Raw genomic sequence first — 17836 nt, 5'->3', positions numbered from 1 at the left:
CGAACGGAACCCCATGTCGCAGCAGCACAGCGAGCTCTCCGCACAGCAGCAGCTCGAGGCCTACGGCTACAAGCAGGAGCTCAAGCGCTCCGTGTCCACCACCGACCTGCTCGTCTACGGGCTCGTCTTCATGGTGCCCATCGCCCCGTGGGCGATCTTCGGCACCGTCTACAACGCCTCGAGCGGCATGGTGCCGCTCGTCTACCTGGTCGGCCTCGTCGCGATGATCTTCACCGCGCTCGCGTACGCGCAGATGGCGAAGTCGATCCCCCTCGCCGGCAGCGTGTTCTCCTACGTCGGTCGCGGCATCCACCCGACCGCCGGGTTCTTCGCGGGCTGGGCGATCCTGCTCGACTACCTGCTCGTCCCGACGCTGCTCTACGTGTTCGCGGCGGAGAGCATGGTCGGCATCTTCCCCGGCACGCCCCGCTGGCTGTGGGCGCTCGTGTTCGTCGCGATCAACACCGTCATCAACCTGCTCGGCGTGTCGTCGCTCAAGCTCGCGAACCGCGTCTTCCTGCTCATCGAGCTCGTGTTCGTGGCGGTCTTCGTCGTCATCGCGATCGTCGCGCTCACCGGCGGGACCGTCCCCGGCGCCTCGTTCAGCACCGATCAGGTGTGGGACCCGTCGAAGGTGTCCGCTCCGCTCATCGCCTCGGCGCTGTCGATCGCGGTGCTGAGCTTCCTCGGCTTCGACGGCATCTCCACCCTGTCCGAGGAGTCCACCGGCCGCCGTGGCGGCGCCGGGCTCGCGATGGTGCTCGCGCTCGTCATCGTCGCGTTCCTGTTCGTGCTGCAGACCTGGCTCGCCTCGGCGCTCGCCGCCGGTCGGGACGCCTTCCCGGACGACGAGGTGGGCAACGCCTTCTTCTCGATCGTCGAGCAGGCGTCGTCGAGCGGCTGGGCGACCGCGTTCTTCGCCGTCAACGTCCTCGCCGTCGGCATCGCGAACGCGATGGCGGCGCAGGCCGCGACCAGCCGCCTGCTCTTCTCGATGAGCCGCGACCGCCAGCTGCCGGCGTTCCTGCACAAGCTGAACGGCCGGCAGGTCCCGCAGAACGCGATCATCGTCGTCTCGGTGCTCTCGGCGATCCTCGTGCTGTTCTTCGTCGGGCAGATCGACACGATCTCGTCCCTCGTGAACTTCGGCGCACTGTTCGGCTTCATGCTCCTGCACGTGTCGGTGTTCGTGCACCACGTCGTCAAGGGGAGGTCGCGGAACTGGCTGCTGCACCTCGTCGTGCCGCTCGTCGGGTTCCTCATCATCGGGTACGTCCTGCTCAACGCCGCCGTCGAGGCGAAGGTCGGCGGCATCGTCTGGCTCCTCGTCGGCGCCGCGGTCTTCCTGTACTACCGGTCGACCGGCCGCTCGACCGAGGTCGGGTCGGAGGAGCCCGGCACACTGGGCGAGGGGTCCGTCGGCGGCCCCACCACGACCCCGACGACCAGCAGCTCGACGACCAGCACCTCGACGACCAGCACCGAGAAGGGCCAGCGATGACCACCCCCGACCACCTCCTGCCGAACACCCTGGGGCGCCCCGGGTTCTCCGCCGACCGGGACCCCGTGCTCCGCATCACCCCGGGCACCGGCGAGACGATCGGCTTCGAGACGACCGACGCCGTCTACGCCGAGCTCGACGAGCACCACGACCTCGCGCAGCTGCAGGCACCGATCAACCCGGTCACCGGGCCGGTCTGGGTCGAGGGCGCGGAGCCCGGGGACACCCTCGCCGTGCACATCCACGACATCGAGCTCACGACCCACGGCTGGTCGGTGTCGCTCCCCGGGTCGGGCGCGCTCCAGCACGTCATGCCCGAGGGCGTCTTCGCCCGCCGCTGCCCGATCGAGGACGGCGTCGTGCACGTCACGGACCGGCACGCGTTCCCGGTGCGGCCCATGGTCGGATGCATCGGTGTCGCACCGGCGACGGGCACGAACTCGACGATCATGCCGGCACACGCCGAGGGCGGGAACATGGACGTGACCGAGGCCCGCCCCGGCTCGACGGTGTACCTGCCGGTCCGGGTACCGGGCGCCCTGCTGTCGATCGGGGACATCCACGCGATCATGGCCGAGGGCGAGTCGTCCTTCGTCGCGATCGAGGCGCAGGGCACGGCGATCGTGTCGGTGGACCTCGTGCGGGGCAGCCGCCCACTCCGAGCCCCGCGCATCGAGACCGCCGAGGAGTGGCTCTTCGTCGGCCTCGGCGACCCCGTGCAGGAGAGTGTGCGGCGCGGGTACGAGGACGCCTTCGCGTTCCTCGTCGACGAACACGGGTGGACGGCGGAGGACGCGTACGCGGTGCTCAGCGCGGTCGGCGACTCGAAGCTCGGCGGACCGACGGGTTCGGGCGACCCGGATCCGCTGCACCCGTTCGCCGCGGTCGGCGCCGTGACACTGCACCGGGTGCCGAAGGCGGTGCTGTAGCGGACGACGGACGGGAGGCCCGTGGCGGGACCGCCACGGGCCTCCCGTCCGTCACGCCTGGCGTCCGGTGGTCCCGGCGCATCGCCCGGGCCCGTGTGAACGGGACAGCACGCTCAGTCGTAGCCGAGCACGACCGACGGGTCGTCGCCCTCGGCGTCGGGCCGCGACGCCACCGCACTCGGCGCCGATGGCGCCGTCGGGCCGGTCACCGGTGCATCCCACGACGCTGCGCGCCCGCGCCGGACCGCGATCGGCCGACGGCCCGCACCGCAGGCTCGGGCATCGCCAGCCACACCTGACCCCAGACGTGCTCGTACTCGACGCGGGACACCCGCCCCCGTCGGACGGCGGCCTCGGCCAGGCACATCAGGTCGAGCGAGGCCTCGAGGAGCCGGACGTCGCCGTGCACCTCCGGCCGCCCGTTGCCGTGGAACACCGTGACCGTGAGGGTCCTGACCCCGGGTCGCACGCGGCGGGTCGCCCTGGCGAGCAGGACGAAGCCCGCGACGTACACCAGGACGCCGACCCCGACGCCGATCGCCGGCGCGTGGTGCAGGGCCAGGACGGCGCCCACCGCCACGAGTGCACCGCCGACACCCCACACCTGCAGCGTCCGGAGCAACAGGAGCTCACCGGCGGTCGTCCCCGGGGCGTGCACCTCGAGCGTGCGCCCGCTCCACAGCGCCCGGGTGACGGGCTGCACGGTGCACCGGCCCCAGGGGTGCCACCCGATGCGTCGGGTCCGGTGCGGGTGTCGGTCTCGGTGCGTGTCCACGTCGTCCAGCCTGGGACGGTCGAGCCGCGGTCGAGCCGGTCCTGACGGTGTCCTGACGCCTCGTACCGGATCCCGTACGCCGTCCTGATGCTGCAGCGTCGGTCCCGCGTCGAGCGGTCCTGCGCCCGCTAGCGTGGGCGGATGGACGACCACGCCCTCGCCGCCGCCCTCGTGACCGACGCCGCCCGGCTCGCGGCCGACATGCGACGGGACGGGACCGACGCGGAGCGGAAGACCTCGGCCGCCGACTGCGCTGCGTGGGACTGGCTCCCGGGACGGGCGCTCGTCGAGGGTGCCGGTGGCGTCGCGACCATCGTCCGGGCACACGGCCACGACTGGCACCTCGCCGGGGCCCCGACCGCAGTGCGGCAGGCGGCCGAGCTGCTCGGCGCAGGATGAGGGGACCGGAGCGCCGACGCGTCGTCACGGAGACCGCTGCGGCCGGCCCGTCCGCCAGACTGGAGCGGTGACCACTGCGCACCAGCCGCCCGCCCGTGGCCTCGCTCCCCTGTACCTGGCCGGCTTCACGACGGCGTTCGGCGCGCACGGGGTCGCCAGCGTCCTCGGCGCGGAGACGGACGACATCGGGCTCTCGCTCGTCACCCTCGGTGCCGTGCTCGCCCTGTACGACGTCGCCGAGGTCGTCCTCAAGCCGCTGTTCGGCGCGCTGAGCGACCGGATCGGCGCGAAGCCCGTGATAGTCGGCGGCCTGGTCGGGTTCGCCGTGGCATCGGTGCTGGCGATCGTCCACCCGAGCGTGCTCGTCCTCGCGTTCGCCCGGCTCGGCCAGGGGGCGGCCGCGTCCGCGTTCTCCCCCGCGTCGTCCGCGGCCGTCGCACGCCTCGCCGGCCGGGAACGTCTCGGCCGGTACTTCGGCCGCTACGGCGCATGGAAGAGCCTGGGCTACGTGCTCGGCCCGGTGCTCGGCATCCTGCTCGTCGAGGGCATCAACCTCCGCGCCCTCTACGTCGCACTGGCCGTCCTCGCCGTCGTCGCGGCCCTCTGGGTCGCGCTCGCGATGCCGCCACTGCCCGTGCAGCCCCGTCGTCGCACCACCCTGGCCGACCTGGTCCGGCAGACGACCGACCCGACCTTCCTCGTGCCGACGGCGCTCCTGGCGACCACGACCGGCGTGCTCGGCGTCGCGGTCGGTTTCCTCCCGCTCCTCGCCGTCCGCCTCGACCTGCCCGCCGTGGTGGGCGCGGTCGCCATCGCCGTCATCGCCCTCGTCTCGACGGTGGTGCAGCCGTCGGCGGGCCGGCTGCGCGACCAGGGGCGCCTCGACACCCGCGCCGGCAGCACCGGCGGGCTCGTCCTCGCGGCCGCCGGGCTCGGTCTCCTGGCAGCGGCTCCGGGGCCCGTCACCCTCTTCGTCGCCGCGGTGGCCGTCGGCAGCATGCTCGGCACGGTCACACCGCTCGCCTTCGCGCACCTCGCCGCGTCGACCCCGGACGACCGGATGGGCCGGACGATGGGCAACGCCGAGCTCGGGCGCGAGGTCGGTGACGCCGGCGGCCCGCTCCTGGTCGGCGCGGTGGCCGCGGCGTGGACCCTGCCCGGCGCGCTCGCACTCGTCGCCGTCGCGACGGCAGGGGCGGGCGTCCTGAGCTGGCGCGCACTCGGTGCCCGCGCGGCGCACGACGCGGCGCTCCGGACAGGGGACCACTGAGCCCTCGCGCCGCCCTCGGTGCGGTGCCGTCGTGGGCCGACGGGCACGTCGACATCGACTGGATCTCGATCTGGGACCGACCGCGGTGCCCTCGTGCCGGTGACGGCGGCACCCGCTGCTCGCCTGCGGGTCCCTCCGTCCCGGTACGATCGTGCTCACCTGCCCGTCCAGAGCGGCGCAGGAGCGTGTCGCGGTCGTGCGGGTGCACGGTGTGCAGGTCCGAGGGGTGGAGCACTGTGGTACGGAAGAAGTGGGATCTGCGTGGGCGGTCCGGAGTGACTGCGCCTGCGCCTGCACCTCGTCGCGTGCGGCGCGCCGTCGCCGTCGGTCTCGCGATCGCGACGTCCGCAGCGGCCCTGGTCGGTGTCGATGCGATCGCAGGACCAACGGGGTCGTCAGGACCGACCGTGTCCGCTGCCAGTGCCGCCGTCGGGCCGGGAGCGCCGGAGCTGACGGTCACCGGGGTCTCGGCGAGGAGCACCACGACGTCGACACGCACCGCCGTGCGCACCACGGTGCGGGTCAGGAACAGTTCCTCGGTGCGGAAGCCGGCATCCCACGCCTGGCTCTACCTGACCGCCGGCAGCAGGAGGTACGCCCTCGGTCACGTCTCGGTGAGGTCGCTCGCACCGGGTGCGAGCACGACGGTCCGCTCGACGTACACGGCACCTCGCCGCGCACCGGCCGGGAAGTACTCCGTCCGGGCCTGCGCGGGAGGGTACTCCGGGCAGCGGTGCCGCACGTCGTCCGGGGTCGTCGGGACCAAGGCGTGGACCCGCCCACGACCGGAGACCGGTGTGATGCTCGACGTCGCCCGCGCGTACTACCCGGTGGCGTTGATCGAGCGGTACATCGACCTCCTCGCCGACAACGGCGGCACCTTCCTGCACCTGCACCTCACCGACGACCAGAACGTCGGGATCGAGAGCGACGTCCTCGGCCAGACCCTCGCCGGTGCCGATCTCGAGGACGGCGTCTGGACGAGTCGCGTCACCGGGCGTCCGTTCCTGAGCGCCGCACAGGCCCGTCGGATCGCCCACCACGCGGCGCAGCGAGGCATCGCCATCGTGCCCGAGATGGACACCCCCGGCCACATGGCGGCCGCGTTCGACCTGCTCGAGGCGCGACACGGCGAGGAGTGGGTCGATCGCATCCGGGCGGGTGCGAGCGAACTCGACACCTCGGCGCCCGAGAGTGCCGCGCTGGCAGCCCGGCTCTCGGCGGAGGTGACGCGGACCTTCCCGTCCAGCCGCACCGTGCACATCGGCGGCGACGAGTGGGGAGGCGACGTCACCGCCCGCGGACGTGTCGCGTGGCTGAACGCGATCGCGGCCGCGCTCGGCGACCGCGAGGTGTGGGCCTGGAACGACGGGATCGACCGGGCCGCGGTCGGACGACTGGACCCGCGCATCCACGTCACGTACTGGAGCTTCGACGGCGACACGGAGGACGCCGCAGAGCGCCGCGAACGCCGGGCGCACCGGGCGGGGGCGGACGACCTGTACGCGGCGGGGGTCGACCTGCTCAACTACGACTCGTACTACCTCTACGAGGTCCCGACCGACCTCGACGAGGCCGACAGCGAGTACACCGTCGCCGACCTCCGCGAGAACTGGTCACTCCGCGCATGGGACGGCGACTCCGGTGCGCGCCTGGCAGGCCCGATGTCGGGCGCGGCCGTCGCGATCTGGGGCGAGGACCTGGAAGACCCGCCCGGGGACGCGCTCCTGCGCTGGAGCGCTCCGCACGTGGTCGCGATGATCGAGACCGCGACCTCGTGATTCCCGTGGAGCACGGTGTCCGCGCCGGGCTCCACGAGAGAGCACCCCGCGCCACGGACTCCCGTGGTGCGGGGTGCTCCCCGACCTGCGTGCGAGCGCGAGCGGTCGGCCCGGCGCCCGTCCCCTAGCGCTTCAGGTTCGTCAGCTCCTGCAGGACCTCGTCCGACGTCGTGATGATGCGTGCGTTCGCCTGGAAGCCCCGCTGCGCCACGATGAGGTTCGTGAACTCCTGCGACAGGTCCACGTTCGACATCTCGAGCGTGCCGGACGCGAGCTGCCCGACGCCCGGTTCACCCGGGGCGCCGACGGCCGCCTGACCGGAGTTCGCGGTGGCACGGTAGCCGGACGCACCGGTCTTCTCGAGACCCGCCGGGTTCGCGAAGGTCGCGAGGGCGATCCGGCCGATGGCGAGGGAGGCCCCGTTCGAGAACGTCCCGGTGACGGTGCCGTCCTTCGCGATCGAGTAGCCCTGCAGCGACCCGGCGGCGGACCCGTCCTGCGACGCGATCGAGGCGGTGTCGAGCGCGGCGAACCCGGTCAGCTGCGTCATGTCGACCGTGATGCCGTTGACCGTCATCGAACCACCCGCGGTGAGTCGACCACTGGCGTTGAAGGTCAGGGTGCCCGTACCGGTGCCACCCTGGCCGTCGTTCCCGGCGACGGTCCATCCGGTGGCGGTGCGGGTGTAGGTCAGGGTCAGCTCGTGCTCCGCGCCGGCGGCGTCGTACACCGTCGCCTCGCGGACGCGGGTGCCGCCCACGGCGGTCTCGGACGGCAGGTTCCCCGTGACGGTGGCCGACCGCGTGCGGACCGCGGGCGCCGCTGCGTCCAGGGGCAGGACGATGTCGCCGAGCTGCCCTCCCGCGTTGACGACGCCGTTCGTCGCGGAGTAGCCCTGCACGATCTTGCCGTCGGTGGTCACGAGCCGGCCGTCGGCGTCGAAGTCGAAGGCGCCGGCGCGCGAGTACACGGTGTCGTTGCCGAGTCGGGTGACGAAGAAGCCGTCGCCGGAGATCATGAGGTCGGTGGCCTTGCCGGTGGCCTGCGCGGAGCCCTGGGCGAAGTTCGTCGAGACCCCGGCGACCTGCACGCCCAGCCCGATCTGGGCGGGGTTCGTGCCGCCGATGCCGGTCTGCGGGCCACCGGCACCCTGGGTCATCTGCGACAGGGTGTCCTGGAAGACGGTGGACGACGACTTGAAGCCCACGGTGTTGACGTTGGCGATGTTGTTGCCGGTGACGTCGAGCATCTGCTGGTGCGAACGGAGACCGGAGATGCCGGAGTAGAGCGAGCGGAGCATGGTGCGTCCTTTCGTTGAAGGAAGACGGAGGGGAAGGAGGAGGGTCAGGCGGACTCGATACCGGAGATCACGTCGAGGTCCACCTCCTTCCCGTTCACGGTCACGGTCGGCACGCTCTGCGCGTACGACACGGCGGTGGCGGTCCCCGAGACCGCGGTCCCGGTGGCGGCGTCGGTGTAGCTGACCTGCTTCCCGACGAGGTTCGCGGCGGCGATGCGCATCTGCAGCGAGAAGTTCTCGTTCGCCGTCGTGGTCTGGTTGGTGACCTGCTCCATCATCGCGAGTTGCGTCTGCTGGCTGATCATCTGGTTGGTGTCCATGGGCGAGGACGGGTCCTGGTTGCGGAGCTGCGTCACGAGCAGCTTCATGAACACCTCGGAGTCCATCGTCTGGGACTTCTTCGTGCTGGCGTTCTGTGCGAGCGCGGCAGCCTGCGTCGCTGCGTCGACCGAGCCGGTGATGCCGTCGAGGGGCATGGTGTGGTCTCTCTCCTCAGGTCCGCGTCAGGCGAGGACGTCGAGTCCGACGGATCGGACGGTGGTGGGTCGGGTGGTGACCGGTGCGGTCAGGGCGGGACGCGCCTCCCGGGCGGTGTCCGGTCGCAGGGCGGACGTCGCCGGACGGCCGTCGCGTCCGGACTCGGCGCCCGGGTGGTTCTGGGACGACAGGTCGAGCGTCGTGCTGGTCCCGCTGCCGGCGGCGTCCCGCCGCAGGTCGGGCAGCACCTGCCGGACGGCGTCGCGTGCGGCGTCCGACGACGCGAACAACTCGACGTGCATGCCGTGCGCGGTGACGTGGGCGCGGACCGTGACGGGTCCGAGCGAGTCGGGCGTCACCTGGACGGTGACGACGTGCTCGCCGGGGCCGGCCTGGGCGAGCGAGAACAGTGGTCGGACGAGCTGGTGCGCGAGCGGCGCCGGGGTGTTCGCCGTCGCCGCACCGGCCGGTGCGGTCGAGGCGGTGGTCGTGGTGGTGACGAGGAACGGCGTCTCGCCACCGCGCCCGGCGGCGACGGGCGGGAGGCCCGACTCACCGTGACCGTCCGGCCTGCCGTCCGCAGCGTGCACGGCTCCACCGTCGGTGGCTCCGTCGGTGCGGACCACCGGCGCGGGGACCGCGCTGCCGGTGGTCGGGGTGCCCGTGGCCGTCGCGGCGCCCGCGTCCTGGGTACCGGGCAGCGCGGCAGCTGTGGTCCGGGCTGCGTCGGTGGTCGTCGCCGTCGCGCTGGTGCCCACTCCGGGGACGGCCGAGCTCGTGGTCGCGCCGGGTGCCGGCGGCGAACCGAGCGCGCTCACGCGGTGCGGGGCGACGGTGGCCACCGCTGCGGTGGCGTCGGGCGCGACGGCACCCGACGCCGCGCTCGTCGTGGAGGCCGTGGCGGATGCGGGCGCGACGCCGGTGGACGTCGTCGCCGGAGCGGCGCTCGCGGTGCCGAGCGTCTGGCCGACGTCGTGTTGTCGCTCGCCGGCCACCCCAGCAGCAGCGGTCGTCGTGGCGTCCCCCGGCGTCGTGGAGACCCGGGGCGTTGCTCCAGCGGTCAGGGCCACCGGCGTCTCCGCAGCCGTCTCCGCGGTCGTCTCCCCGGTCGTTCCCGCAGCCGCAACGGAGGGTGCGACGAGCGGTGCTCCGAGGTGCGGCACGGCGGTCGGTGCCGGGAGCACGCCGAGCAGGGCGGGATCGACGACCGTCGTCGTGGTCCCCGTGTCCGTCGCCGTCGTCGACCCGGACGGTGCGCTCGACGGCACCGTGGTCGTGGCCGTGCCCGCACCTGCCGCCCCGCCCGACGACTGCGGAGACCGGTCGCCGGTCCCGTCGCCGGAGCCGTCGCCTGCGCCGGGACGAGCGCCGTCCGCGCTGACGGCCGCGAGTGCTGCGCCGAACGGCACCGCCGAGGCGCCGGCGGTCGACGACCCGCCCGGAGCGGCCGCCCCGGCGCCCCCCGACGCTCGCGCCGACGCGACGGGAACGCCCGCCGTGGTCATGGTGCTCATGCCGCGCTCCCCACCCGCATCGCGGACAGCAGGGCCGCGGTCTGCAGGTCGGTCACGGACTGCGCCGACGCAGCGGAGGCCACGGTCGGGGTCGCGGCAGGGGCGGTGGCCTCGCTCGGAACGATGCGGCGGATCGTCGCGATGTCCGAGTCCTTGTACCAGTTGTCCACGATCCGGACGTCCTTGCCGGGACGCGGGGCGTGCAGGACCTTGCCCTCGCCGACGTAGATCACGATGTGCTGCTCACCCTTGGGGATGATCAGGTCGCCCGGCTTCGCGTCCTGGAGCGAGCCGACCGGCACGCCCATGTCGGCCTGGTCGGGCACGACGCGCGGCATCGTGACGCCGAGGTCCTTGAACACCGTCTGCACCAGTCCCGAGCAGTCCATGCCGGAGCGGCTCTCGCCGCCGAAGACGTACGGCACGCCGAGGTACTTCTCCGCCGCGGCGACGACGTCGGACCCGGTGGCACCGCTGCCGGTCGCCAGGGTGCCCCGTCCGGCGTCGACCGAGGTCGCGGGCGCCGCGGTCGCACCGGCCGTCGACGCGGCGCCGGCGGAGGTGGTGGTCGCCGCCGTACCGGTCCCGGTCGCCGTGGCGAGGGCGTCGGCGAAGGCTCCGGACGACGCCGCGCCCGAAGCGGTCGACCCGCTCGCGGCGGCGGTCGTCGGGGTGCCGCGCAGGGCGTCGATCTGCGTGCGGATCTCCGCGATCCGGGAGAGCACGGCGTCCACGCTCATCGGGCACCACCTTCCGTGCGGCGCCGGGCCGCGATCTCGTCGAGGGCGTTCTGTTCGGTCCGCAGGTCCTCGGCGGCCTGCTCCCGGTCGTGCTGGCCCTCGAGCTTCTCGAGCCCGAGTGCCGCGCGCCGTGCGGAGTCGTACGCGGCCTGCGCGCCGTCGACCTCGGCGCGACGGGACCGGGCGACGGCTTCGAGCTCCTCGAGCATCCCGCGGGTCGAGGCACGGGCGGCGGCGAGGGCGCTCAGCGTCGCCGCGTCCGTGACCGGCTGCGTGTCCTCGCGGTCCGCGAGGCTCCGCCGTGCGGCGATCCGGGCGTCTGCGACGTCACGGACCCGGTCGTTCGCGGCGGCCAGGGCGGCGGCGGCACGGTCCTGCTCGGCGTGCCGGAGGCGCAGCAGTCCGGCGAGGGGGAAGCGTCGGGCCATCAGGCAGCCACCCCCAGTCGTGCGACGAGGGCGTCGAGGGCACGCCACGAGGTGACGGCGTCCGCCCGGTCGTCCATGCCCTGGCGGAGGAACGCGTCGATGGCGTCCTGGTGGTCCACGGCGGCGTCGACGAGGGGGTTCGAGCCGCGCTGGTAGGCGCCGACGTCGAGCAGGTCCTGCGCGTTCCGCCGGGCCGCCATCACCTTGCGGAGCGCGGTCGCGGCGGCGCGCTGCCACGGCTCCGTGACCTTCGATGCGACGCGGGAGACGGACCCGAGCGCGTCGACGGACGGGAAGTGCCCGGTCACGGCCAGCCGCCGGTCGAGCACGACGTGTCCGTCGAGGATGCTGCGGGCGCTGTCGGCGACCGGCTCGTTGTGGTCGTCGCCGTCGACGAGCACCGTGTAGAGCCCGGTGATGCTCCCCACGCGGTCGGTCCCGGCCCGTTCGAGCAGCGCGGCGAGGACGGAGAACGTCGACGGCGGGTAGCCCCGGGTCGCGGGCGGCTCCCCCACGGACAACCCGATCTCGCGCTGTGCCATCGCGACGCGGGTCAGCGAGTCCATCATGAGCACGACGTCCTGTCCGGCGTCACGGAAGGACTCGGCGATGCGGGTGGCCACGAACGCGGCGCGCAGGCGCATGAGCGCGGGCTCGTCCGAGGTCGACACGACGACGATCGAACGGGCGAGTCCCTCGGGTCCGAGGTCGTCCTCGAGGAACTCCCGGACCTCGCGACCGCGCTCCCCCACGAGGGCGATGACGTTGACGGCGGCGTCACTGCCGCGGGCGATCATCGACAGCAGCGACGACTTGCCGACGCCGGACCCCGCGAACAGGCCCATGCGCTGCCCACGGCCGACCGTGGTCAGGGTGTCGAGCACCCGCACCCCGAGTTGCATCGGGGCGTCGATGCGGGTGCGGGCCATGGCGTTCGGCGTGGGGTGGTCGAGCGGCACCCACCCGTCGGAGTCGAGCGGCCCGCGGTCGTCGATCGGCCGTCCGAGTCCGTCGAGCACGCGCCCGAACAGTCCGGCGCCGGTCGGGACGCGCACGGGCCGGCCGGTGGGACGCACCGGCGTGCCCGCGGTCACGCCGACGAGACGCCCGAGCGGCATGCAGCGGACACCCGTGGCGTCGGTGGCGACGACCTCGACGGCGGTCTGCTGGCCGCCCTCCGCACCGACCGTGACCACGTCGCCGATCCGGGCGTCGAGTCCGGCGACGGTCAGCCCGAGGCCGACCGCACTCGTCACGACACCGACGCGCTGCGGCGCGGCCTGGGCGATCGCGTCGTCGAGCCCACGCGGACGGAGGAGCGTCGCCGTCACCGGGACACCCCGAGCGCGGTGCGGGCACGGCCGAGCGCGGCGTCGATGCGGGCGTCGAGCAGGCCGTCCGGCAGGTCGACCACGGCGTCGCCGTCGCGGAGCGACGGGTCGCCGACGACCGGGACCGCGAGGTCGAGGTCGGCGACGCGCGCCGCGTCGGCGGGGCTGACCCGGACCGCGAGCGCGACGGTGGGGTCGACCGAGGCGAGTGCGCGCCGGACCGTGGCCTCCGCGCCGGGGGCGGGCCGTGCCTCCCGGCCGCCCGTGGCGACACCGGCGGCACTGGCGGCACTGGCGGCACTGGCGACCGCATCGTCGTCGGACCGTGTGGTGCGGACCGAGTACCCGACGACGGCTTCCGCCAGCTCGAGGGAGGCCGCGACGAGCGACTCCTCGGCGTCCCGCAGGACGGGGACGAGCTGTGACAGCAGCGCGTTGGCGGCGGCGTCGAGCACCTGGACGCGGCGGACCGTGTCGGCCTGCAGCGACGCGAGCCGTGCGGTGTGCTCGGCTTCGAGCCGGGCGCGGAGCGCATCCGTCTCGGCCTGCGCCGCTCGCAGCCCGGCCGCGTACCCGGCGGCGTGGCCGCGGACGTCGGCAGCAGCGGCGAGGTCGCGCGTGGTCGCGCTCCCGAGCACCGGGAACGCGACGCGCTGTACGAGGGGCTCAGTCAACGAGCTCGTCCTCCTCGGCGCGGTGGACGGTGATCGTGCCCAGTGCCTCGAGCTCGCGGACGGACCGGACGACCTCGGCACGAGCCTCCTCGACCTGCGAGACGCGCACCGGTCCCATGGCCTGCAGCTCGTCGTCGAGGACCTCGCGGTTGCGCTCGGAGACGTTGGCACGGATGGTCTCGACGACGGGTCCCGGGGCGCCCTTCATCGCGGTTGCGAGGAGCTTCGAGTCGATGCCGCGGAGCACCTGCTGGATGTCCCGCGCCTCGAGCTTGACGATGTCCTCGAACGTGAGCATGCGGGAGCGGATGTCCTCGGCGAGCTCCGGGTCGCGGGCCTCGAGCCCGTCGAGCACCGCCTTCTCGGTGGCGACGTCCGAGCGGTTGATGATCTCGACCAGGGGCGCGATGCCACCGACGACCTCGACGCTCTCGCGCGGGGAGACCACGGCACCCGCGCGCTGGCGGAGCACCCCGGCGACGATCCCGACGGCCTCCGGCGTGGCGGTGCCCATCGTGGCGAAGGCCTGCGCGACGTCGGTGCGCACGCGCTCGTCGACACCGGCGAGCACGGCGCTCGCCTGACCCGGCCCGAGGTGCGCCAGCACGAGCGCGATCGTCTGCGGCAGCTCCCCCTCGAGCAGGCTGACGACCTGGCCGGGCTCGGCGTCGTCGAGGAAGTCGAAGGACTGGCCCGCGAGGTTCGAGGCGAGTCGGTCCATCACGCCAGCGGCGCGCTCGGAGCCGAACGAGGCCTCGAGCAGCCCGAGCGCGGCGTCCTTGCCGCCGCGCTTCTGCACCCGGCCGCGCTGCGTGATGCGGTGGAACTCGCTCATCGTGCGGTCCACGACGCTGTCGTCGACCCGGCGCATCCGGACGATCTCGGCGGAGATCTCCTCGGTCTCCAGCTCCGTGAACTGCTTCATCACCTCGGCCGCGCGCTCGGTGTCCATCTGCATGAGGATGAGCGCGACCTTCTGCGCACCGGTCAGGGCACGCTCGGTCACCCCGCCGCTCGCAGGGACCGGGACGACGCCGCTCACACCGGTGCCCGGTCGTCGAGGAGCCCTCGGAGGAGCTCGGCCGTGCGCTTCGGGTCGCGTTCGGCCAGGGCGGAGATCTCCTGACGGCGACGCTCGGCGCTGATCTCGTCCGTGGTCAGCACCTCGGTCGGGGCGTCGTCGTGCGGCAGGGTCGGCAGGGCGACGGTCTGCGGGTCGACGGCCGGCAGCGTGGTGAGCTCGTCGTCGACGCCGAGCGGGAGCTCGAAGGTCTCGCCGGCGAAGGCGTCGAGCTCGCCGACGTCGACCGCCTCGCGGGACTGCCGTCGCCCACGCCGGGCCAGCACGATCGCGAGCACGATCGCGGCGGCGAGCACCGCGACGACGATCCCCGCGGTGCGGATCACCGACCACATGGCCTGCTGCTGCTCGGCCTGCTGCTGCTCCTCGAGCGCCTTCGCGGCGTCCTTGGCGGCGGTGTCGTCGAAGTCCATCATCGCGACGCGGACCTGGTCGCCGCGCGCGTTGTCGGCACCGGCCGCAGCGGACACGAGGTCGTTGATGCTCTGCAGGTTCGCGTTCTGCACCGACACGGCTCGGGAGTTCAGCGCGACCGAGATGGTCTGGCGCTCGACGCCCCCCGCGGGGATCTGCGTCGTCTCGGTCGTCTTGTCGACGGCGTTGTTCTTCGTCGCCGACTCGTTCGTGTAGCCGTCGTCGCCGTTCGCGTCCGTGCCGTTCGGCACGGCGATGTTGTCCGGACCGAGGACACCGGTCGCTCCGGCGCCCGCGCCGGAACCTGCGCCGTACTCCTCGGTCGAACTCGACTCGTTGAGGGCGACCGGCCCGCTCTTCGGCTGCGCGAAGCTCTCGGACGTGCGGGTGCCCGACTCCTGGTTCATCGTGGCGGAGACGACGACGCTGGCGTTGCCCGGCCCGAGCGTGGTGTCGAGCAGGTCCTGGATCTTCTTCCGGGTCGTCGCGTCGTAGTCGGCCGCCTGGTCCGCACCGCTGCCGGTCGCGCCCGTGCCGACCGCCGAGAGCGTCTGGCCCTTCTGGTCGACGACCGAGACGTCGGTGGGCTGCATCCCCTCGACGGCCGCGCTCGTCAGGTGCACGATCGACTGCACCTGGTCGGTGGTGAGCTGCGCACCGTTCTCGGTCGAGACGAACACCGAAGCCGTCGGGTCCTTCTCCTCGGAGACGAACACGGTCTTCTCGGGGATCGCGAGCTGCACGGTCGCGGCCTTCACCCCGTCCATGGACGAGATGGTCTTCGCGAGCTCGCCCTCGATCGCGCGCTTGTACGTGACGTCCTGCTGGAACTCGGAGCTCGTCACGCCCATCTCGTCGAGCAGCGAGTACCCGCCCTCGTTCGACGACGGCAGGTTGTTCGACGCCGCCTTGAGCCGCTCGGAGTAGACCTTGTCCTGCGGCACGAGGATCGTCGCGCCGCCGTCGGTCAGCTGGTAGGGCACGCCGTCCGTCTGCAGCTGGTCGGTGATCGAGCTCGCGTCGGCCGCGGCCAGTCCGGTGAACAGCGGCGCGTAGGAGGCCTTGCCGAGCCAGCTCGCGAGTGCGATCCCGCCGAGCACGAGCGCGGCGATGCCGATCACGGCGATCGTGCGCTGCGCGGCGGAGAACCCCTGCACGTAGCCCGCGAGGCGCGCCCACGTGTTCTTCATCGCGGCGGGCATCAGGCCTGCATCCGCATGATCTCGTTGAACGCGTCGACGCCCTTGTTGCGGACCGCGGCGACGAGTTCGAGGGTGACCTGGGCACGGGTGGACGCGATGGTGGCGTCGTGGATGTCGTCGAGGTTGCCCGTGACGGCCTTGAGCGCGAGCGTCTTCGACGTGCTCTGCAGCTGCTGGAGCCCGTCGACGGCGTTCGTCAGGCTGCTCGCGAAGCCGTCACCGGACGCACCCGTGGTACCGGTGCCGGCCACGCCGGTGGTGGCGGCGGTACCGGTGACGTCGGTCGTCCCGCCGAAGGCGCGGGTCATCGCGTTGGTGGTCACACCGTTCAGGGCGTCGATGGGCATCAGTTCTTCCCGATCTGCAGTGCCGCCTCGTAGGCGGTCTTGGCGCGGTCGACGACGGCGGCGTTCGCCTGGTAGCCGCGCTGGGCCATGATGAGGTCCGCCATCTGCGTACCGAGGTCGATGTCCGGCATGCGGACGTAGCCCTCCGCGTTCGCGAGCGGGTGGTCCGGGTCGTAGGTCACACGGCCGGCAGCACTGCCGAACGCGGCCCCCTTGACGTAGGCGCCGGACGTCCCTGCACCCTCCTGGACCTCGACGTAGCGGGCCTGGAACGCGGTGTCGTCCATCGACCTGACGGTGTTCGCGTTCGCGAGGTTGTCCGAGATCGCGTCGAGCCACTTCCGGTGCACGGTGAGACCGGTGCTCGCGATGCCGATCGCGTCGAACGTCGTCACGAGGAGGTCCGCATCGCGGTGCGCATGCTCGTGGCCTCGCCGCCGACGGCCTGGGTCGCGAACTGGTAGCGCAGGACCGTGTCGACGTTCGACAGGGTCTCCTGGTCGAGGTTCACGTTGTTGCCGTTGGTGTTCGTCGGTTCGAGGCTGCGCGCGGTGGTCGCCGTGGCGTGGCCGTCGCCGTGCACGATCGAGTCCGCGAGCGCGTCCTCGAAGCGGACCTTCTCGGCGTGGTAGTCCGGCGTGTTGATGTTCGCGATGTTGTTCGCGATGGTGCGCTGTCGCAGCGACAGCCCGTCGAGCGCACTCTGCAGCGCGACGCTCGTCACGGAATCGAACACGGGTGGCCCGTCCCCTCGGTGTGCGACGTCGCGTGCGACGTCGCCGAATGGCGGTGGCCGATCCATGGCCGAACAGGTGAGCGATCCGTGCTCGTGGGGCGCTATCGACGCGGGAGGGTCGCCGCGTTAGCGCTCGCCCCGAACGGGGGGCGGGCCTCAGGCGGAGGCGTCGAGGTAGACCGATCCGCGCGGCTCGTCGGTCGCGGCGACCTGCCGCAGCGCACCGAGGTGCTCCAGCGTCTGGCGCCGCTCGGTCTCGAGCTCGGCCAGCCGGTCACGCTGCGCGGCCAACAGTCGGGAGGCGCGACCCACCAGCTCGCGCGGCACCGGCCCCAGCACGGTCGGCTGGGTCCACGTGGTGGCCGCCTCGGTCGCGGAGGTGACGGTCAGCTCGTGCTCGAGCGCGTCGAGCAGCGTCGTCCAGTCGTCGAGTGCACGGGTGTCGGCGGGACGCCCGGCGTCAGGCGACACCGAGCGCTCCCCCGGCACCCGTCTGCGGGGCCCGGGCCGCGGGCAGCGCCGCGGCGGCCTCGTGCCACGACTGCCGCAGGGGCTCGAGGATCCGGATGCAGTCCCGCGTCGCCTGCACGTCGCGGTGCACGTTCGCCGTGATGAGGGAGGTCGACGCGTAGTTGTAGATCGCGAGCAGGCCCTCGCCGCCGTCCCACACGTCGATCCGGAGCGTGCTCGACAGCTCCCCGACGATGGCCTGGGCGTGCAGCAGCTGCTCGCGGGCGGCGTCCCAGTCGGCGTTCGTCTGTGCAGCCTCGGCGCGGTGCAGGTCGAGGAGCAGCCGGTCGTAGAGCATCGTCACCAGCTGCGCCGGCGTGGCCGAGAGCACGGCCTCGTTCGTGTACTGGGCGCGGCGCTGGTCGGTCACGGTGCGCGGCTGCGCGGCTTGACGGAAGGCGGCGGACTGCAGGTCGAAGGCGTTCAT

Annotated in this window: 20 protein-coding genes; 5 read left to right on the top strand and 15 right to left on the bottom strand. The window is 73.0% G+C overall.

Annotated elements, in window-relative coordinates; all coding sequences use genetic code 11:
* Positions 1-13 precede the first annotated feature (13 nt).
* Positions 14-1501, top strand: a complete 1488-nt coding sequence (locus DEJ23_RS00965; protein ID WP_258375192.1) for an APC family permease — start codon at positions 14-16, stop codon at positions 1499-1501.
* Positions 1498-2430: an acetamidase/formamidase family protein gene (locus DEJ23_RS00960; RefSeq protein WP_111238407.1), complete on the top strand. Its 933-nt coding sequence runs from the start codon at positions 1498-1500 to the stop codon at positions 2428-2430. The genes DEJ23_RS00965 and DEJ23_RS00960 overlap by 4 nt, the downstream gene beginning before the upstream one ends.
* A 205-nt stretch (positions 2431-2635) precedes the next feature.
* On the opposite strand, the gene DEJ23_RS00955 is transcribed toward DEJ23_RS00960, so the two are convergent.
* Complete coding sequence (locus tag DEJ23_RS00955) at positions 2636-3205, bottom strand: DUF6611 family protein (protein ID WP_111238406.1); 570 nt, start codon at positions 3203-3205, stop codon at positions 2636-2638.
* Positions 3206-3346: 141 nt separating this feature from the next.
* Here DEJ23_RS00955 and DEJ23_RS15570 point away from each other — a divergent pair, with 141 nt between their 5' ends.
* From DEJ23_RS15570 to DEJ23_RS00940, 3 genes are all read left to right on the top strand, one after another.
* Positions 3347-3604, top strand: a complete 258-nt coding sequence (locus DEJ23_RS15570; protein WP_181429057.1) for a hypothetical protein — start codon at positions 3347-3349, stop codon at positions 3602-3604.
* 67 nt (positions 3605-3671) lie between these two features.
* Positions 3672-4874 (top strand): MFS transporter, encoded by a 1203-nt coding sequence (locus DEJ23_RS00945; protein WP_111238405.1) that lies wholly within the window; start codon positions 3672-3674, stop codon positions 4872-4874.
* Between the two features lie 407 nt (positions 4875-5281).
* Positions 5282-6655, top strand: coding sequence for a family 20 glycosylhydrolase (locus tag DEJ23_RS00940; RefSeq protein WP_181429056.1), 1374 nt, complete (start codon positions 5282-5284; stop codon positions 6653-6655).
* A gap of 124 nt (positions 6656-6779) precedes the next feature.
* On the opposite strand, the gene DEJ23_RS00935 is transcribed toward DEJ23_RS00940, so the two are convergent.
* The 14 genes from DEJ23_RS00935 to fliS all read right to left on the bottom strand — a co-directional run bounded on the left by DEJ23_RS00935 (position 6780) and on the right by fliS (position 17836).
* Entirely contained in the window at positions 6780-7955 is a 1176-nt protein-coding gene (locus DEJ23_RS00935) for a flagellar hook protein FlgE (protein WP_111238403.1), read from the bottom strand.
* Between the two features lie 44 nt (positions 7956-7999).
* Positions 8000-8431, bottom strand: a complete 432-nt coding sequence (locus tag DEJ23_RS00930) for a flagellar hook assembly protein FlgD (protein ID WP_111238402.1) — start codon at positions 8429-8431, stop codon at positions 8000-8002.
* Positions 8432-8458: 27 nt separating this feature from the next.
* Positions 8459-9946, bottom strand: coding sequence for a flagellar hook-length control protein FliK (locus tag DEJ23_RS00925; RefSeq protein ID WP_111238401.1), 1488 nt, complete (start codon positions 9944-9946; stop codon positions 8459-8461).
* Positions 9943-10686, bottom strand: coding sequence for a C40 family peptidase (locus tag DEJ23_RS00920; RefSeq protein ID WP_111238400.1), 744 nt, complete (start codon positions 10684-10686; stop codon positions 9943-9945). Before DEJ23_RS00920 ends, DEJ23_RS00925 begins: the two co-directional genes overlap by 4 nt.
* Positions 10683-11114, bottom strand: a complete 432-nt coding sequence (locus DEJ23_RS00915) for a flagellar FliJ family protein (protein WP_111238399.1) — start codon at positions 11112-11114, stop codon at positions 10683-10685. The genes DEJ23_RS00920 and DEJ23_RS00915 overlap by 4 nt, the downstream gene beginning before the upstream one ends.
* Positions 11114-12445, bottom strand: coding sequence for a FliI/YscN family ATPase (locus tag DEJ23_RS00910; protein ID WP_111238398.1), 1332 nt, complete (start codon positions 12443-12445; stop codon positions 11114-11116). Before DEJ23_RS00910 ends, DEJ23_RS00915 begins: the two co-directional genes overlap by 1 nt.
* Positions 12442-13119: a hypothetical protein gene (locus DEJ23_RS00905; RefSeq protein ID WP_146240164.1), complete on the bottom strand. Its 678-nt coding sequence runs from the start codon at positions 13117-13119 to the stop codon at positions 12442-12444. The genes DEJ23_RS00910 and DEJ23_RS00905 overlap by 4 nt, the downstream gene beginning before the upstream one ends.
* Entirely contained in the window at positions 13112-14125 is a 1014-nt protein-coding gene (gene fliG, locus DEJ23_RS00900; protein WP_258375189.1) for a flagellar motor switch protein FliG, read from the bottom strand. The genes DEJ23_RS00905 and fliG overlap by 8 nt, the downstream gene beginning before the upstream one ends.
* A 32-nt stretch (positions 14126-14157) precedes the next feature.
* On the bottom strand, positions 14158-15816 hold the full coding sequence (fliF, locus tag DEJ23_RS00895; protein WP_111238395.1) for a flagellar basal-body MS-ring/collar protein FliF: 1659 nt from the start codon (positions 15814-15816) through the stop codon (positions 14158-14160).
* Positions 15816-16163 (bottom strand): flagellar hook-basal body complex protein FliE, encoded by a 348-nt coding sequence (gene fliE / locus DEJ23_RS00890; RefSeq protein WP_181429055.1) that lies wholly within the window; start codon positions 16161-16163, stop codon positions 15816-15818. Before fliE ends, fliF begins: the two co-directional genes overlap by 1 nt.
* A complete protein-coding gene (locus DEJ23_RS00885; RefSeq protein ID WP_111238394.1) occupies positions 16163-16558 on the bottom strand; it encodes a flagellar basal body rod protein FlgC in 396 nt (131 codons plus the stop codon). Before DEJ23_RS00885 ends, fliE begins: the two co-directional genes overlap by 1 nt.
* Positions 16555-16899 carry a flagellar basal body protein gene (locus DEJ23_RS00880; RefSeq protein WP_111238393.1) on the bottom strand — a complete coding sequence of 115 codons (345 nt, stop codon included), beginning with the start codon at positions 16897-16899 and terminating at the stop codon, positions 16555-16557. Before DEJ23_RS00880 ends, DEJ23_RS00885 begins: the two co-directional genes overlap by 4 nt.
* Positions 16900-17055: 156 nt before the next feature.
* Complete coding sequence (locus DEJ23_RS00875; RefSeq protein ID WP_111238392.1) at positions 17056-17370, bottom strand: hypothetical protein; 315 nt, start codon at positions 17368-17370, stop codon at positions 17056-17058.
* A complete protein-coding gene (gene fliS, locus DEJ23_RS00870; protein ID WP_258375187.1) occupies positions 17360-17836 on the bottom strand; it encodes a flagellar export chaperone FliS in 477 nt (158 codons plus the stop codon). Before fliS ends, DEJ23_RS00875 begins: the two co-directional genes overlap by 11 nt.

It is taken from the genome of Curtobacterium sp. MCSS17_008, assembly GCF_003234185.1.
Taxonomy (GTDB): Bacteria; Actinomycetota; Actinomycetes; order Actinomycetales; family Microbacteriaceae; genus Curtobacterium.
This window is presented reverse-complemented; position numbering and strand designations above follow the sequence as displayed.